Genomic DNA, 17473 nt, shown 5'->3' on the forward strand with positions numbered 1-17473 from the left:
CCGTCGTTCGGGCGGACCGTCGTGGCTCGGTCGGGTGCGGCGGAAGTGGCGCGCCACCCCGGCTCGACGGCGCGAGAGGTCACGATCGGCAACGTCCGAGCGAACTCGGTGCCGATCGTGACCTCTAACGCCGCAGAAGCCGACCGTCGACGAGCGGTCTGGCCCCGCCGCCGGTCCAGCGGGCTGCGGGTTGAGGTAGGCACCGGTGACGGCCGCGGTGCGTCCGGTGCTGTCCGTCGTCGTGTACATGAGGCGGGTCGTAGAACGACGGGATGGTGACGCCGCGGTACACCTCGCGGGTGCCGTCCGCGGCCTGGGCGGGTGCGACCGTGAGGGTCGCGACGACGGCGCCGGTGGCCAGGGCTGCGGCGAGCAGGCGGCCCGTGCGTCGGCGGCGTGGGCGGTCGGCCCCGTTGCCGACCAGGTCGCGCGCTAGGACTCCAGGACCGGCGGTACCGGATACCGCCGTCGTGAGGACCAGGCACTCGACCCGACTACCCTTTCCAGGTGGCCCATCTGCTCGGGGGCGAGTCCCTGCACGTCGAGTTCCCCACCAAGGTCGTCCTGGACGACGTCACCGTCGGCGTCTCCGAAGGCGACCGCATCGGCATCGTCGGACGCAACGGCGACGGCAAGTCGACCCTCCTCGCGCTCCTCGCGGGGCGTCTCGAGCCCGACGGCGGGCGGGTCACCGTCCGCCGCGACGTGCGGGTCGGGATGCTCGACCAGTCCGGCGAGATCGACCCCGACCTCACGGTCGCGCGGGCCGTCGTCGGGGACCTCGACGAGCACGAGTGGGCGTCGGACGCCCGCATGCGCGACGTCGTCACCGGCCTCGTGTCCGACCTCCCGTGGGAAGGGCGCGTCGGCGACCTGTCCGGGGGCCAGCGCCGCCGCGTCGGGCTCGCGAACCTGCTCGTCGGCGACTGGGACGTCCTCATCCTCGACGAGCCCACCAACCACCTCGACGTCGAGGGCGTGACCTGGCTCGCCCAGCACCTCAAGCGGCGGTGGTCCGCGAACGCCGGCGGGCTGCTCGTCGTGACCCACGACCGCTGGTTCCTCGACGAGGTCTGCACCGCGACCTGGGAGGTCCACGACCGGATCGTCGAACCCTTCGAGGGCGGGTACGCGGCCTACGTGCTGCAGCGCGTCGAGCGCGACCGGCAGGCCGCGGCCACCGAGCAGCGGCGCCAGAACCTCGCCCGCAAGGAGCTGGCCTGGCTGCGCCGCGGCGCGCCGGCCCGCACGAGCAAACCGAAGTTCCGCATCGACGCCGCCAACGCGCTCATCGCCGACGTGCCGCCCGTGCGGGACTCCGTCGAGCTGTCCCGGCTCGCCACGACCCGGCTCGGCAAGGACGTCGTCGACCTCCTCGACGTCTCCGTCACCTACCCGGGCCCGACGGCGCCCGGCGGCGAGCCCGGACCGCCGAACGAGGTCCTCCACGACGTCACGTGGCGGATCGCCCCCGGCGAGCGCACCGGCGTCCTCGGCGTCAACGGCGCCGGGAAGTCCACGCTCCTCGGACTCGTCACGGGCGCCGTCGAGCCCACCACGGGACGCGTCAAGCGCGGCAAGACCGTCAAGGTCGCCACGCTCACCCAGGAGCTCGCGGAGCTGCGCGACGTCGGGCGGGACCGCGTGAGCGACGTCGTCGCGCGCCGTCGCACGACCTACACGATCGGCACCGGGCCCAAGGCCCAGGAGCTCTCCCCCGGCCAGCTCCTCGAACGCCTCGGGTTCACGAACGCCCAGCTCTCCACACCCGTCGCCGACCTGTCGGGCGGCCAGAAGCGGCGCCTGCAGCTCCTCATGATCCTGCTCGACGAGCCCAACGTCCTCGTCCTCGACGAGCCCACCAACGACATGGACACCGACATGCTCACCGCGATCGAGGACCTCCTCGACTCGTGGCCCGGCACGCTCCTCGTCGTCTCGCACGACCGGTACCTGCTCGAGCGCGTCACCGACCAGCAGTACGCCGTGCTCGACGGGCGGTTCCGACACCTGCCGGGCGGGGTGGACGAGTACCTGCGGCTGCGTGCCGCCGGGGCTGGGTCGGGCGCCGTGGCTGGGTCCGGGGGTGGTGGGGGAGATGCCGCCGGGTCTACCAACCGGACGCCTCGTTCCTCGGCGTCCTCCCGCCAGACCCAGCCACGACCCGGCGGCATCTCCCCCACCACCCCCTCGGCCGGCGCGTCGCCTTCCCTGCCGGTCGCGCCTTCCGCGCTCGCCGGGGCCGCGCTGCACGCGGCGCGGAAGGAGCTCGAGTCCGTCGACCGTCGCCTCGGGAAGCTCGCCGGCCAGGTCGACGCGCTGCACGTGAGGATGGCCGAGCACGACCAGGCGGACTACGTCTGGCTGGGCGAGCGCACCGAGGAGCTGCGCGGGCTCGAGGACGAGGTGGCGACGCTCGAGGAGCGGTGGCTGGAGCTGTCCGAGCTCGTCGGCTGACCGCGCCGGCGGGTCAGACGGCTGGGCTCGCGACGACGTGAGCGTTCAGCCTCGGTGCGCGAGGGAGCACCTCGTTCGTGTCGGCCGTCCGGAGGGCGGCGACGGCGAGCGCCGCGAACCGCCGTGCCGCCGCGGGCCGGTCCGCGACGGGGGTCGCCGCGAGGCCTCGGCCGGCCAGGAGGATCAGCAGGAGGTCGTCGAGCTCGTAGTCGCCGCGCAGCCCCCCGGAGGCCTGGGCGCGCTCGCCCAGCCGGGCGAGCCTCTGCAGCAGGGCGGCGCGGTGCGTCACGAAGGCGTCGGCGTGCGGATGAGCGGACATGAAGGCGTCGACGAAGCCGCGGTTGCGGGCGTTGAGGACCGTGAGCTCCTCGACGACGGCACGGAACCCACGCCACGGGTCCGGGTCGGCGCACGCGTCGTCCACGATCTGCGCGCAGGCGCGCAGCTCGTCGGCGAACGCCTCGTCCACCAGGCTCTGCCGGGTCGGGAACCGGCGGTAGAGCGTCGCGGGCCCGACGCCGGCGCGCCGTGCGACCTCACGCATCGTCACGTCCAGGCCGCGTTCGGCGAACAGCGCCCGGGCGGCGTCGAGGACCCGGTCGCGGTTCTCGCGGGCGTCGCTGCGGAGCGTCCGGGGCATCTGAGGTATCTGAGGCATCTGAGACATCTCCTCGCGCATGATCCTCACTTTCCGTCGAGCGGACGCAGGCGTCCACTACGGTCACGACGGTAGCGCGGTCGGGACCGCGCAGACCTACGAAGGAGGCACCGTGCAGGCTGTGACGATCGAACGGTTCGGCGACCCGAGCGGGATGGTGACGACCGACCTGCCCGTCCCCGAGCCCGGACCCGGCCAGGTCGTCGTCGCGACGGAGGCGATCGGCGTCGGCGGCGTGGACGCCGTCATCCGCCGCGGGACCCTCTCCGGGTACGGGTTCGCCGCGGGGCTGATTCCCGGCGGCGAGGTGGCCGGCGCGGTCGCGGGCGTGGGACCGGACGTCGATCCCGGTTGGCTAGGGCGGCGCGTCTGGGCGTCCACGGGCACGGGCGGCGCGTACGTCGAGCTGGCCGTCGCGCGCGTCGCCGACGTGGTCGAGCTTCCCGACGGCCTCTCCGCGGTGGACGCGGTGACGCTCGGCAGCGCCGCACCGGTCGCGCACTTCGCCCTCGAGCACGCCCGCTTCGGTGCCGGCCAGTCCGTCCTCGTCCGCGGTGCCGCCGGCAGCATCGGGATCGCTGCGGTGGAGCTGGCCGCGCGGGGTGGCGCGAGCGCGATCGCGGTGACGACGTCGTCGGCCGGACGGGGAGCCAGGCTGCGCGAGCTCGGCGCGACCCACGTGCTCGACCGGCTCGGTGTCGGAGAGCCGGACGCCCCCGCGGCCTTCGACGTGGTCGTCGACGTCGTCGGCGGTCCCGACCTGCCCGCGTTCCTCGACCGGCTCGCCCCGAACGGTCGGTTGGTGCTCGTCGGTGCGGTGGCCGGGATGCCGCCCGCGGACTTCGGGACACGGCTGATCCGCTCGTTCCAGCAGTCGCGCTCGTTCGCGACCTTCAGCCTCGACACCGTCCCCACCGCAGCCAGGGACACCGCGCGCGCCGACCTGTTCGCCGCGGCCGCACGCGGCGAGCTGCACGCCGTCGTGCACGACGTCGTTCCCCTGAGCGCTGCGGCCGAAGCCCACCGCCGCATGGACGACGGCAGCGTCTTCGGGCGGATCGTCCTCGTGCCCTGAGCCTCGGCGACGCGACGGCGGCCGCGACGCGGTTCGGCTGGCGCACAGCGGGGGCCGGTAGCTTCATGGGCACCGGACGGCCGCCCCCGGCTCGAGGAGCGGCAACCCGGGACGTCCGAGATGATCGGGTGACTAACCGCAGGGGATCAGTCGGCTGAGCCGGAGGTTCGCTCATGGCGTTCGCTGTCCGTCGTCGTCCCCCGCGCTCGGGCACCCGTGCTGTGCGCCGCGTGAGCGCCGTCGGTGCGGGCATCACCGTTGCGCTCGTGGCTGCGGGTTGCTCCGGGAACGACGACGCCGCCGTCACCGACCCCACGGACCCGCCGGCCGTCGCGCACACGTACGTCACCCGCCCCGACCTGACGCCGCCCGTCATGCGGGCGACCGTCGGCTCGCTCCCCCACGACGCTGCGGACGACGCCGCCGAAGGCAACGTCCTCGCCCTCGGCCCCAAGGACGAGGACCAGCAGCCGGCCATGCAGGGCGCGCTGCTCGTCGACCCGACGGGCGAGCCCGTGTGGGTCTCCCCCATGAAGGTCGGCCCGTTCGACGTGCGGGTCCAGGAGTACCAGGGCGAGCCGGTGCTCACGTACTGGGAGGGCACGTCGACGGACTCGGGCACGGGCACCGGACGCGTCGTGCTGCTCGACGACCACTACCGGAAGATCACGGACGTCACGACCGGCGGCGACGTGGGCGCCGGCAAGGCCGACATCCACGAGACCACCATCACGCCGTCGGGCACCATCCTCCTCACCGCGTACGTCCCCGCCCAGGCCGACCTCAGCGCCGTCGGCGGTCCGAAGGACGGCTGGGTCCAGGAGGGCGTCGCGCAGGAGGTCGACATCGCGACCGGGAAGGTCGTGTGGGAGTGGCGCTCGCTCGACCACGTCCCGGTGACGCAGACGTACTCGCACCTGTCGAAGGGCATGGGCACCAAGGACAAGCCGTTCGACTACTTCCACATCAACGCGATCGCCCTGGACGGCGCCGAGGCGCTCCTCGTCTCGGCGCGCAACACCCACACGGTCTACAAGGTGGACCGCGGGTCGGGGACGGTCGACTGGCACCTGGGCGGCAAGAAGAACGAGTTCGTCCAGGGCGCAGCGTTCGCGTGGCAGCACGACATCCGCCTGCAGGACGACGGCACGCTCACCCTGTTCGACAACGAGGGCTCCCCGCGGGTCGGGCCGACGTCGCGGGGGCTGCGCCTCTCCGTCGACGAGAAGACGATGACGACGTCGACCGTCGCCCAGTACCTGCCACCGACCGCCCGGCACTCCGACACCCAGGGCAACGTGCAGGTCCTGCCCGACGGGAACGTCGTCGTCGGCTGGGGGCAGCGGCCGTACGTGACCGAGTACGACGGCGGCGGGAACCTCCTCGGTGAGCTCTCCTTCTCGTCGGGCTCGAGCTACCGGGCGTACCGCGTCACCTGGCACGCGACGCCCACGGACCCGCCGGACGTCGTCGTGCGGGGCGACACCGTGCACGTGAGCTGGAACGGGGCCACGGACGTCGCGACCTGGCGGGTCGTGAGCGGGGCGGACGAGGCGTCGGCGAAGCCCGTGGCGACGAGCGCGAAGAAGGGCTTCGAGACGACGCTCCACGCCTCCGGCCTGGGCGCCTACGTGGCCGTGCAGGCCCTCGACACGGACGGGAAGGTCCTGGGTACCGGCACCCCGAAGTAGTACGGCCGCCGGTATACCTCACGAAGTAGTACGGCCGCCGGTATACCTCACGAAGTAGTACGGCCGCCGGTATACCTCACGAGGACGGGGTTCCCGCCCCACGACGACGGGGTCCGCGTCCGTCAGCACGAGCTGACGGACGCGGACCCCGTGTTTCGGCACCAGGGGGCTCGTGTCGAGGGGCGGACGACCTCAGGAGAGCTCGGCGCGGAGATCCTCCGGCACAGGCTGGACGCGGACGTCGTCCTCGTCGACCTCGTAGTCCGTCGACCGGGTGCTGTCGGCGGTGTCCTTGACCTTGAACGCGCGCAGGACGAGCGTCCCCACCGTGGCGACGACGGCGTTGAGCACGAACGCCGTCACCCCGATGTAGACGGTGGTGTCGGTCCCGGGGATCGCGGCGATCGAGCCGCCGAAGTGCTTCCCGGTCGCCGGGTTCACCACGTCGTACGCGGCGATGGTCCCGTAGACCATGCCCGCGGCCCAGCCGACGAGCAGCGCCCACTTGTTGAACCACCGCGTGTACAGGCCCGCGACGATCGCCGGGAACGTCTGCAGGATCCAGATGCCGCCGAGGAGCTGCAGGTTGATCGCGGACGACTGGTCCATCCCGAGCACGAAGACGAGCGCCCCGACCTTGACGAGCAGCGACACGAGCTTCGAGATCTTGGCCTCGGTGCGCGGCGTGACGTCGGGCTTGATGAGGTCGCGGTAGATGTTGCGCGTGAACAGGTTGGACGCGGCGATCGACATGATCGCGGCGGGCACGAGGGCCCCGATCGCGATCGCGGCCAGCGCGACCCCCGCGAACCACGACGGGAAGCTGTCGAGGAAGAGCTGGGGCACGACGAGCTGCGCGTTGATCTTGCCGTTGGTGTCGACGGGCATCGTGCCCGCCTTGATCGCGACGTACCCGAGCAGGGCGAGGAAGCCCAGCATGAGCGAGTACAGCGGCAGCACGACGGCGTTGCGGCGGATCGTGTTGCGGCTCTTGGTCGCGAGGACGCCGGTGATCGAGTGCGGGTACATGAACAGCGCCATCGCCGAGCCCAGCGCGAGGGTCCAGTAGGCGTTGAAGCTGGTCGCCCCCGGGATGAGCGCGCCGGCAGGCTTGCCCGTCGCGGGGTTGGTGGTGGACAGCTTGTGGTCCGCGGCGCCGAAGATCGAGCCCCACCCGCCGAACTTGCTCGGCAGGTAGATCACGGCGACGACGATCGCCAGGTAGATCAGCAGGTCCTTCACGACGGCGATGAGCGCCGGGGCCCGCAGGCCACCCGTGTAGGTGTAGGCGGCGAGCACGACGAACGCGATGATCAGGGGCAGGTCGTTGACGAACGAGTTGCTGCCCGAGCCGAGGCCGAGGACGGTGAGCACGGCCTTCATGCCGACGAGCTGGAGGGCGATGTACGGCATGGTCGCGACGATGCCGGTGACGGCGATCGCGGTGGACAGCACCTTGCCGCCGTACCGCCCGCCGACGAAGTCCGCCGGGGTCACGTAGCCGTGGCTGCGCGACACCGACCAGAGCCGGCTCATCAGGATGAAGACGATCGGGTAGAGCACGATCGTGTACGGGACGGCGAAGAAGCCGGACACCGCGCCCGTCGCCCACATGGCGGCGGGGACCGCGACGAACGTGTACGCCGTGTACAGGTCGCCGCCGAGCAGGAACCAGGTCACCCAGGACCCGAAGCCGCGGCCTCCGAGCCCCCACTCGTCGAGGCTGTGCAGCCCGCGCTCCTCGGAGCTCGTGCGCCAGCGGGACGCGAGGAACCCGATCGCGGCCACGACGAGGAACAGCAGGATCACGACGACGAGCGCGCCGCCCGCGATCGACCGGTGGCCGCCCGCGTCCGGCACGTCGGCCGGCGTGGCGAGGGACAGGGAGGCGGGGAGCGCCAGGACCGCGTTCACCGGGCACCCCCGTCCTCGGTGGCGTCACCGGAGACGTCGGTCGCCGCCGCGTGCCGTGGCGGGTGACTGTCCGGGCCCGAACCCTGGGCGGCGCGGACGACGTCGCGCCGTCGGCGGTCCTCCTTGCGCATCAGCGTGTACGCCACGAAGAGCAGCCCGGCGTCGATGAAGACCCACAGGAGCTGGTACCAGTAGAAGAACGGCATCCCGGCGAGCTCCGGGTCGTGGCGCGCGTAGATCGGCACGACGAGCGGCAGCACGATCCCGATCGCGACGAGCACTCCGGCTGCCACGTACGGGCCGGGGCGGGCCGGCCCTCGGACCGGCGTGTCGGGACGCAGGGCACCGCCGTGTCGGGGCGCGTCGGGGCTGGGCACAGGTTGGGGCACGTTCGACTCCTTCGTCTCTTCGTTGAGCGAAGTCCATCGGGTCCGCGCCGGGGTCTCCGGCGGGGCCTGAGCCCGATCCGCGGACGGTCCGACGGGGTGGCGTCAGACGATCCGTGCCCCGGGCGATGGGCCGACGGCAGTATAGACATCGTCGGCCGCCCCGACCGCGGTCCACGACGCCGCGATGGCGAGCGCGTGCTGCCGGCTCCGGGCGAGCGCGGCGACCGTCGGCCCCGACCCGGACAGCATGACGCCGAGCGCCCCGGCGTCGAGGGCGACCTCCATGGTCTCGCGCAGGTGCGGCGCGAGCCCGAGCGCAGGCTCCTGCAGGTCGTTGTGGAGCAGGGCGCCGAGGGCCGTCGGGTCGCCCGCGCGCAGGGCCTGCATGAGCGGGGTGTCGTCGGCGAGCGCCGGGTCGGAGGGGACGCGGCGGTCGCCCGCGTGGGCGGCGTCGAAGGCGTCGAACACGCGCGCGGTCGACAGGCCCTCGTCGGTCACGGCGAGCGCCCAGAAGAACTCGCCCCGCACCATCGCGGGCGTCAGCTCGTCCCCCCGTCCGACGCCGACGGCGACGTGGCCGTGGAGCGCGAACGGGACGTCCGCGCCGAGCGCGGCAGCGAGGTGCGTGAGCTCGTCGCGACCGAGGCCGGTCTCCCACAGGGCGTCGCACGCGACGAGCGCGGCGGCGGCGTCGGCGGAGCCGCCCGCCATCCCGCCGGCGACGGGGACGCCCTTGACGATCGCGAGGTGGACGTCGGGCTCGACCCCCGCGCGCTCCGCGAGGAGCTCGGCGGCCCGCCAGGCGAGGTTCGTCCGGTCGGTGGGGACGCGGTCGGCGTGCGGGCCCGCGACGGCGATCGACACGCCTCGGCCCGCCGGTACCGCGGTCGCGGTGACCTCCTCGTAGAGGGAGACGGCCTGGAAGATGTTGACGAGCGGGTGGTACCCGTCCGGTCGCACGCTCCCGACGCGCAGCGACAGGTTGACCTTGCCGGGGGCGCGGACGGTGACGGAGGGCTCGGGCGCGGCCGCGAGGTGCGCCGTCATGCGGCACCCTGGGCGGCGAAGGCCTCGGCGATGCGCGCGAAGTCCGTCACGGTGAGGGTCTCGCCGCGCGCCGACGGGTCGACGCCCGCGGCGACGAGCACGCGCTCGGCGGCCTCCCCCGACCCTGCGGTGCGGGCCAGGGCGGCGCGCAGAGTCTTGCGGCGCTGGGCGAACGCGGCGTCGACGACGGCGAACACCTCCTCGCGCGTCGCGGACGTGGCGGGCGGGTCGCGTCGTTCGAGCGCGACGAGCGCCGAGTCGACGTTGGGCACGGGCCAGAAGACGCTGCGGCCCACGGTCCCGGCCCGGCGCGCGGACGCATACCAGGCGGCCTTGACGCTCGGCACGCCGTAGACCTTCGAGCCGGGCGCGGCGGCCAGGCGATCGGCGACCTCGGCCTGCACCATGACCAGCACGCGCTCGAGGCTGTCGAACCGCTCGAGGAAGGTGAGGAGCACCGGGACCGCGACGTTGTACGGGAGGTTCGCGACGAGCGCCGTGGGCGGCTCGCCGGGCAGCTCGGTGACGTCGAGGGCGTCCGCGGGCACGACGGTGAGCCGCGCCGTCAGGTCCGCCGAGCGGCCCGCGACGGTCTCGGGGAGCTGGCGGGCGAGCGTCGGGTCGATCTCGACCGCGACGACGCTCGCGCCGGCCTCGAGCAGCCCGAGCGTGAGTGAGCCGAGCCCCGGCCCGACCTCCACGACCCGCTCCCCCGCCTCGACGCCCGCGGTACGGACGATGCGACGGACCGTGCCGCCGTCGTGCACGAAGTTCTGGCCCCACGTCTTGGTGGGGCGGACGCCGAGACGCCCTGCCAGGTCCCGGATCTCGGCCGGGCCCAGCAGGGCGCCTCGGTGGTCGGTCATGGCGGTGAGCCTACCGGCCGGGGGTTCTTCTCGAACGCTCAGCGCAGGCCGAGCTTGGCCGAGCAGGCGGGCCACTGGCCCCAGCCCGAGCGCGCCTGGAGCTTCTTCGCGAGCGCGGTCTGCGTCGCGGCGGAGGCGTCCGTCGGCAGGCCCGTGCCACCCAGCGAGTGCCAGGTGCCGACGGTGAACTGGTAGAGCCCGTAGTACCCGGCCGGGTTGACGGCCTTCGGGTTGCCACCCGACTCGCACGCCGCGAGCTTGGCCCACACGCCCGAGACGGACGCGCTGCTGCCCGACGAGCTCGACGACGTCGAGCTGCCCGACGAGCTCGACGACGTCGAGCTGCTCGACGAGGACTTCGAGCTGCTCGAGCTCGACGAGGACTTCGACGAGGAGGACTTCGACGACGTGGACTTCGACGAGCTCGAGGACGTCGCGGTGACGACGGGCTTCGGCTTCGGCCGTGCCTTGGTGCCGGTCACGACGACCTTGGACACGGGCTTGGTGGTCACGCCCTTGTCCGTCACGGTCTTCGTCTCGACCTTGCCGTCGACGTAGGTGACCTTGTAGGTCGTCGTGTAGACGCCCTTCTTGCCGGCCTTCGAGACGACCGAGCCGAGGTCGGCGTAGCGCGAGGCGTCCTTCTTGTGGACGGTCTTGAACGCGACCGGCTTGGTCTTCTTCTCGGTCTTGACCTCGACCCGCTGGACGACGAGGGCGACGTCGGGCGAACCCGCGTGCGGCTCGACGGACACCCGGTCGCGGGCGCCGAGGGTGATGTCGAGCTGCTTGAGGACGCTGTCGACGCCCTGGCTCGGGTCCTGCACGACGCGCGTCTTCCCGTCGGCGACGACGGCCACGGGGCCGGAGTCGGCGAGCTCGACGCCGAGGGCCGGGCGGCCGTCGGACTGCGAGCGGTTGGCGACGAGGCTGACGTCGGAGCCGCGGGCCTCGAGCGCGCCGAGCGCCTCGCCGGCGTCGAGCGCCGTGGTCCAGACGGTGGTCTTGGTGCCGTCGACGTCCACGGTGACCTGGTGTCCGTAGCGGACGACGATGCGCTCGCCGTCGTGCAGCGACGAGCTCGGGGCGGGCGAGACGACGTCGTGCTCGCCGAGCTCGATCCCCTTCTTCTCGAGGAGGTCGCCGACGCTCCCGGAGAACGTCCCGGTCTTGGAGGTCTCGCCGGCCACGTCGAGCGTGACGGACTTGTGGGCGCCGGCATAGACGGCGCCTCCGCTCACGAGGACCGCGACGGCGGTCCCGGCGGCGATCCAGGGCCAGCGGCGGTGGCGGGCCCGGGGGGTGGTGCCAGCCGAGTCGCCCGGCGTGGTGCCGGCGGTGCTGGGCTGGGGGGTGTCCTGCGGAGAAGTCACTCGAGTCCAGTCGTCGAGCTTTCCGGGCACGGAGGCGAGGTGGCGCGCGGGGCGCCCCGGGTGCTGGGTCGCGGGGTTGCCGCGACTCGTGCGGCGGGCCGTGGCCCGCCCGGTTCTCGTACTCCGATCCGGCTGTCAGCGTCCGACCGTAACCGATCCGTGATCTACTACGAAACCCCTGTGCGGACTTGTGTCCGGTATTACCGGAAACTTATCCACGGCAGTGGGAATTCGCGGAGAAAACGGCGGGAGACGGTCACGGCCGGTCAGTACCAGCCGTAGTGGTGCGAATGGGACAGTGCACCACAAGGCGTGTGGTATCGGCCCTTGATGTAGCCGAGGCCCCACGTGATCTGGGTCTTCGCGTTCGTGCGCCAGCCCGGGCCGGCGCTCGCCATCTTGCGGCCCGGAAGGGCCTGCGGGATGCCGTGCGCACCGCTGCTCGCGTTGTGCGCCGACACCCGCCAGCCCGACTCGCGATTCCACAGCGAGACGAGGCACTGGTACTGGCGGCTGCTCCAGTGCTTGCGACGGACGAGGTCCTTCGCGATCGCCTTCGAGTACCCGACGGTGGCGTGCTTGGGGCTCTTGCGGGTGCCCTTGACCACGACCTTCGTGACCATCGTCGAGTGCTTCTTCAGCACCTTGCGAGCCGTGACCTTGCCGTCGACGCGCGTCACGCGGGTGACCGTGGTGCGGGTGCCCGCGTGGCCCTTGCGCTTCACGTAGGAGCCGAGGACCTTGTAGCGCTTGTGGCTCTTGACGACCTTCGTCGTGCGCTTGGCGTGCTTCTTCGTCGTGACCTTGCCGACCGTCACGCGCTGGACGGTCACGGTCGCCGCGACGCCGGCACGCTTGTCGGCGGCGCTCGCCGGGCCGAGCCGCAGGCGGTCGTTGCCGTCCGGGCTCACCTTCTTGGCGGAGAGGAGCGCGCCGACGGTCGTCGGCGCGGTCGTCACGAGGTTCCGCTTCCAGCTCTTCGCGACGAGGCGGACCGTCGTGCCGGCGGGCAGCCGGGTGGCGCGGTGCGCCGTGGTGGTCTTGGTGACCGCACCGGCGACGGGCGCGGCGGCCGTCGCCGCGCCCGCGGTCGTCGGGGCGAGCGCGACGCTGCCGGTGACGCCGACGCTCGTGAGCGTCAGGGCGACGAGGCCGGACATCAGCGCGCGGCGGGGGCGACGGCGCGGGGCCGCGCGGTCCAGGGGGCTCGGGGCCATGGGAAGAGTCCTCAGGTCGTGCCGCACGGCCCTCCCGGACCCGGCGCGGGGCCGGCGGAGAGGACCGAGGAAAAGTGCGGTCGTGATCGTTTCGTGATAGCGCGAAAAGCGCGCTCTCGTTGCCCGACAGGGCGGACGGCGGCCGCGCGCCGGCATTTCGAGAAATGCCGGCGCGCGGCGGCGGTCAGGTGCGGGACGGCTTCGCCGGCGCCCCGCCCTGTGTGCCGGTCAGTACCAGCCGGTCGCCTGGGAGTGACCCCAGGCACCGCACGGGGTGCCGTACGAGCCGGCGATGTAGTTCAGACCCCAGGTGATCTGGGTCTTGGCGTTCGTGCGGTAGTCGGCGCCGGCCGAGGCCATCTTCGACGCGGGCAGCGACTGCGGGATGCCGTAGGCGCCGCTCGACGCGTTGGTCGCCGTGACGCTCCAGCCGGACTCGCGGTTCCAGAGGTTCACGAGGCACTGGAACTGGTCGCTGCCCCAGCCGCGGGCCGAGACCATCGCCGCGGCGATCGCCTTGGCCCCCGAGGGGCCGGCCGGCTTCGGGTCGGCCTTGGTGCCCTTGACGAGGATCGCGTCCACCGCGGTGTCCGTCGTCTTGAGCGTCTTGCGGTCGGTGACCTTGCCGTCGACCGTCGTCACGCGCTGCACGGTGGTCTTCACGCCGTTCTTTCCGGCGCGCGTGACCTTGGTCCCGGCCGACGCGAGCCGCGACGAGTCCTTCTTGACGACCGTCCCGGCCTTGGAGGCCGTCTTCGTGGTCTTGTTCGCGACCTGCACCTTGTGCACGGTCACCGTCGCGACCACGCCCGCCTTCTTGTCGGCCGCGGCCGGGGGCGTCAGGACGATCTGGTCGTTCGAGTCAGGACGCACGTCGTGCGCGGCGAGCACCTTGCCGACGGTCGTCGGCGTGGTACCCGTGGCCGTCGTCGTGCGGACCTTCCACGACGTCGCGACGACGTGGATCGTCCCGGTCGGCAGGGTGGTCGACGTCTTGACGCTCTTCTTGGCGCTGATCGGGGTCCCGGTCAGCGGGGCGCGGCCGTTCGTGAGGTCGCGGCTCGCGTGCTGGCCGCGGTCGAGGGCGGTGGTGGAGCTGGGCGACGCGGCGGCCGCGTCGGCGGCGGTGCTGCCGAGGCTCGAGGCCTGGGCGACCGCGATGCCGCCGACGACGGCGAGGCCGCCGACCGTGGCGCCGATGCCCATGAGGCGGCGGCGAAGGCGGCGCGCGTGCTCGGCGCGGTGTCGCGCGGCGCGGGTGTCGAGGGTGCTGGTGGGCTCGGAGTGCGGGCGAGGCGAAGTCATGCAGATCCTTGCTGGTGCCATCCGGGCACGACGGGCGGTGAGGCGTGACAGCGCTCCCAGCCAAGGGCCCCCGAGGCGTGACGGGACGCGACGCGCCGCGAGGCTGCGCCGGACCCGGGACGAGCTCCAGGGCACGGTTCGGGCGACGCCCGTAGCGTCGCCCGGTGGCTCCGTCCGCCGATCCGGCGGTTCGAGAGCAAGACGCTAGGCGGCGCTCGGGCGCCTACCAAACCGCCGGTGCGAGGTGTGCGAGGTCGCGCCCGGTTCATCCGTAACGGAAGCCGAGATCTTCACCGGGCGAGCACAGGCCGTCCGAGGGACCGTCCAAACTGGGACGACTGTCCAACTGGACGAGCGACCTGGACAGTCGCCCTACGTCGTCCGGATCAGTACCAGCCCGACGCCTGCGAGTGCGCCCACGCGCCGCACGGCGTGCCGTACCGGCCCGCGATGTAGTTCAGGCCCCACGTGATCTGGGTCTTGGCGTTCGTCCGCCAGTCCGACCCGGCGCTCGCCATCTTCGAGCCCGGGAGCGCCTGCGGGATGCCGTACGCACCGCTCGGGTTCGCCGCGTTCACGCGCCAGCCCGACTCGCGGTTCCACAGCGACACGAGGCACGAGAACTGCGACGAGTCCCAGCCCCGGTCGGCGACCATCGCCTTCGCGATGGCCTGCGCCGAGCCCGGCGAGACCACGACCGTCGCCGGGTCCGGCACGTCCATCGTCCCGACCAGGACGACCTCGTCGACCGGCTCCGCGGTGACCTTCTTGCTGAGCAGCGTGCGCGAGACCTCGACGCCGCCCTTCGTCGCGACCTTGTACGTGCTCTCGATCGTGCCCACCCGGCCGGCGGTCTTGACGACCTTCTGCCCCTTGGGGAGCGAGGAGTCCTCGACCTGCTTCGAGTCGTAGGCGATCACCTGGGTGACGTGCGACGTCGCGGACTTCCCGCGGTTCACCACGACCACCATGCCGTCGACGGCGGCCGCATCCGCGGGCGCGGACGTCGTGTCCTTCGACCCCAGCTCGACGCCCGCGGCGGAGAGCACCTCGCCGACCGTCGACGCCGTCGTCGTCACCGGGACGTCCTGGCCGTCGACCAGCACGTGCACCGACTTGGTCGTGGAGATCCGCAGCGGCTGGCGGCCCAGCGCCTCCGAACGGGACGCCGTCGAGACGGCCCCGTCCGCGCGGTCGCCGAGCGCGTCCATCAGCTCGCCGACCGTGGACGCGGTCGTCGTGACGGTCTTCTGCTCGCCGTCGACCTCGATCTGCACCTGGCGGCTCGTCTTCACGACGATCTGGTCGACGCCGCGCGCCGGCGCGGACAGCGCGGGCTCCACGACGTCCCCGGCCTTGACCGCGACGTGCTGCTGCTTGAGGACGTCGCCGACCGTCCACCCGTACGCGTCGACGCTGCGTGTGTTCCCGTCGACGTCGAGGTCGAGGTGCCGGTGGTAGACGGTGAACGCGCCGGTCGTGCCGACGACGGCCGCCAGGACCATCGCCTGCGCGCCCCAGCGCACGTGCCGGCTCGGGCCGTGGCTGCGCTCGCGGGTGCGGGTCCGTTGCGACCGCGTCTGCGCGCGGAACAGCGCAGGGTGGGCGTCGGCGGTGTGTCGCACCTCCGCGTCGACGGCGAGCTCGACGTCCGGGGCCGGCGGCGGCGGCGGTGCGGTCGGGGCCGCGCCCGCCGCCCACGGCAGCGTGACCCGCGGCGCGACCGTCGACTCGACGATCGGGGCCTCGGCGCGCAACGCGGCGGCCGTCGTCGAGACTGCCGGCACGACCGGGACCGGACCCGACGGCGTATCGATCATCGGCATCGGGCCCGACGGCGCCTCGGCGATCGGGACGGCCCCCGACGGCGTCTGCAGCATGCCCCACGGAGGCGGAGGCACCGGCGGCGTGGAGGCCGCTGCCGGCGCCGGGAACGTGCGGCGCGACCACGCCCCCGCGAGCCGCGGGACGTCGACGTCGCGGGCCCCGCGGTGGGCGACGTCGTCGGCCCGGTGCGGGCGCGTCGACGCGGGGCGGGCCGGGCCGGGCAGCGGGGACGGCGCGGGGCGTGTGCTCGCGTGCCGTCCCGCCGTGACGTCCCGGGCGCGCGTCGGCGGGCCGGCGTGCAGCGATCCCGTCGAGCGCGACGGGTCCGGGGCGCCGCCGACGGGGGCGAAGTGGAGCTCGCGTCGCAGCACGGTCTCCGGCGCCGGGTGGTTCGCGGCCTGCTCCCGGCTCAGCTCGCGGGCGCGCTCCTCGCGCTCGCGTGCCTCGCGCAGCTCACGGCGCGTCGGAAAGACCCGGGTCGCGGGCATCTCGTCGATCACGCGTGATCCGATCGTCGGCGGGACAGGGCGGTCCAAGCAGGCACTTCGTCGTTCCCCCTGACCGTCGGCAGCCGTGCCCGCCGGTCGTTGGAGACGAAGATAACGGACGGGTCACGGTATGCGTCAATCCACCGACCTCCTCGACCCGCCCGCACGCTCACCACGAGCCGTACACCTCGGCGGTGTTCCGGACGACCGCGGCGCAGAATTCCGCCAGTTCCAGCCCCTTCACCTCGGCGGCCCGACGGACCGTGTGCGGCAGGAGGTAGGGCGCGTTCGGGCGTCCACGGAACGGATGGGGCGTGAGGTACGGGGCATCCGTCTCGACCAGGACGCGGTCGAGCGGCGTCACCGCGAGCGCCGCGCGCAGGGCGTCGTTGGCCCCGAAGGTCAGCGGCCCGGCGAACGACAGGTACCAGCCGTGGTCCGCTGCGAGACGGGCCAGCGCGGCGTCGCCCGAGAAACAGTGGAAGACCGTTCGCTCGGGGGCGCCGTCGGCGAGCAGGACCTCGACAACCTCGGCGTGGGCCTCCCGGTCGTGGATCTGGAGGGGCAGGCCGAGCTCCTTGGCGAGCGCGAGGTGCGCCCGGAACGACTCGCGCTGGACCCGCTCCCCCTGCGGCCCGGTGCGGAACAGGTCCATGCCGGTCTCGCCGATCGCGCGGATGCGAGGGTTGTCCCGGGCGGTGGCCGCGACCCGGGCGATCGCGTCGTCGAGCGGCACCTCGTGGCGCGGCTGCGGGTCCGGCTCGAGCCCGTCGGGGCCGACCTCCCGCACGCCCGCGTGCAAGACGGCCTCGTTGGGGTGGATCGCCACCGCGCCGACGAGCGCGTCGTGCTCGCGCACCGCCGCGTCCGTCCAGGTGACGGCGTCGAGGTCGCAGCCCACGGTCACCAGTCGGGGCACGCCGACCGCGGCCGCCCGGGCGAGGTGCTCGGCGACCGTCGGGACGTGCACGGGCTCGTGGACGTGCTCCGGGCCGTCGCCGTCCGGATACCACTCACCGCCCGGCTCGACCCCGCCGAGGACGTGGTGGATCGAGTCGAGGTGGGTGTGGTTGTCGACGACCGGGCCCGGGAGGGGCTCCGGGTCCGGCGGCCAGGCGTACCGCTCCCTACGACGACGCTGTCGTTGCTCGCTCGACGGCGTCACC

The 17473-nt window shown here is 73.2% G+C and carries 14 protein-coding genes; 4 read left to right on the forward strand and 10 right to left on the reverse strand.

What is annotated here, in order from left to right:
- The first annotated feature begins 205 nt into the window (after positions 1-205).
- Together KDY119_RS14080 and KDY119_RS14085 are read left to right on the forward strand one after the other, a co-directional pair.
- Positions 206-436 carry a hypothetical protein gene (locus tag KDY119_RS14080; RefSeq protein WP_036947106.1) on the forward strand — a complete coding sequence of 77 codons (231 nt, stop codon included), beginning with the start codon at positions 206-208 and terminating at the stop codon, positions 434-436.
- 71 nt (positions 437-507) lie between these two features.
- Positions 508-2457: an ABC-F family ATP-binding cassette domain-containing protein gene (locus KDY119_RS14085; protein WP_036947109.1), complete on the forward strand. Its 1950-nt coding sequence runs from the start codon at positions 508-510 to the stop codon at positions 2455-2457.
- Positions 2458-2470: 13 nt separating this feature from the next.
- On the opposite strand, the gene KDY119_RS14090 is transcribed toward KDY119_RS14085, so the two are convergent.
- A complete protein-coding gene (locus tag KDY119_RS14090; protein WP_227994355.1) occupies positions 2471-3115 on the reverse strand; it encodes a TetR/AcrR family transcriptional regulator in 645 nt (214 codons plus the stop codon).
- 112 nt (positions 3116-3227) lie between these two features.
- Between KDY119_RS14090 and KDY119_RS14095 the strand changes: the two genes are divergently transcribed.
- Together KDY119_RS14095 and KDY119_RS14100 are read left to right on the forward strand one after the other, a co-directional pair.
- A complete protein-coding gene (locus tag KDY119_RS14095; RefSeq protein ID WP_036948407.1) occupies positions 3228-4190 on the forward strand; it encodes a zinc-binding dehydrogenase in 963 nt (320 codons plus the stop codon).
- Between the two features lie 173 nt (positions 4191-4363).
- A complete protein-coding gene (locus KDY119_RS14100) occupies positions 4364-5881 on the forward strand; it encodes an arylsulfotransferase family protein (protein ID WP_083890627.1) in 1518 nt (505 codons plus the stop codon).
- A 192-nt stretch (positions 5882-6073) separates the two neighbouring features.
- On the opposite strand, the gene mctP is transcribed toward KDY119_RS14100, so the two are convergent.
- The 9 genes from mctP to KDY119_RS14145 all read right to left on the reverse strand — a co-directional run bounded on the left by mctP (position 6074) and on the right by KDY119_RS14145 (position 17472).
- A complete protein-coding gene (gene mctP, locus KDY119_RS14105; protein WP_425562848.1) occupies positions 6074-7795 on the reverse strand; it encodes a monocarboxylate uptake permease MctP in 1722 nt (573 codons plus the stop codon).
- Positions 7792-8184 (reverse strand): DUF3311 domain-containing protein, encoded by a 393-nt coding sequence (locus KDY119_RS14110; protein ID WP_227994356.1) that lies wholly within the window; start codon positions 8182-8184, stop codon positions 7792-7794. The genes mctP and KDY119_RS14110 overlap by 4 nt, the downstream gene beginning before the upstream one ends.
- Before the next feature lie 102 nt (positions 8185-8286).
- Positions 8287-9231, reverse strand: a complete 945-nt coding sequence (locus tag KDY119_RS14115) for a 4-(cytidine 5'-diphospho)-2-C-methyl-D-erythritol kinase (protein WP_036947112.1) — start codon at positions 9229-9231, stop codon at positions 8287-8289.
- Positions 9228-10097 (reverse strand): 16S rRNA (adenine(1518)-N(6)/adenine(1519)-N(6))-dimethyltransferase RsmA, encoded by an 870-nt coding sequence (gene rsmA / locus KDY119_RS14120; protein WP_036947115.1) that lies wholly within the window; start codon positions 10095-10097, stop codon positions 9228-9230. The genes KDY119_RS14115 and rsmA overlap by 4 nt, the downstream gene beginning before the upstream one ends.
- Positions 10098-10135: 38 nt before the next feature.
- The gene (locus KDY119_RS14125) at positions 10136-11470 is read right to left on the reverse strand and encodes a resuscitation-promoting factor (protein ID WP_051136251.1); all 1335 of its coding nucleotides are present in this window, start codon (positions 11468-11470) and stop codon (positions 10136-10138) included.
- Positions 11471-11736: 266 nt separating this feature from the next.
- Positions 11737-12687: an aggregation-promoting factor C-terminal-like domain-containing protein gene (locus KDY119_RS14130; RefSeq protein ID WP_153022449.1), complete on the reverse strand. Its 951-nt coding sequence runs from the start codon at positions 12685-12687 to the stop codon at positions 11737-11739.
- Positions 12688-12915: 228 nt separating this feature from the next.
- Positions 12916-13992, reverse strand: a complete 1077-nt coding sequence (locus KDY119_RS14135) for an aggregation-promoting factor C-terminal-like domain-containing protein (protein WP_153022450.1) — start codon at positions 13990-13992, stop codon at positions 12916-12918.
- A 386-nt stretch (positions 13993-14378) separates the two neighbouring features.
- Complete coding sequence (locus KDY119_RS19160; protein WP_227994357.1) at positions 14379-16319, reverse strand: aggregation-promoting factor C-terminal-like domain-containing protein; 1941 nt, start codon at positions 16317-16319, stop codon at positions 14379-14381.
- 157 nt (positions 16320-16476) lie between these two features.
- The gene (locus KDY119_RS14145) at positions 16477-17472 is read right to left on the reverse strand and encodes a TatD family hydrolase (protein WP_036947120.1); all 996 of its coding nucleotides are present in this window, start codon (positions 17470-17472) and stop codon (positions 16477-16479) included.
- Between the last annotated feature and the right edge of the window lies 1 nt (position 17473).

This window comes from Luteimicrobium xylanilyticum (assembly GCF_009429125.1).
GTDB lineage: Bacteria > Actinomycetota > Actinomycetes > Actinomycetales > Cellulomonadaceae > Luteimicrobium > Luteimicrobium xylanilyticum.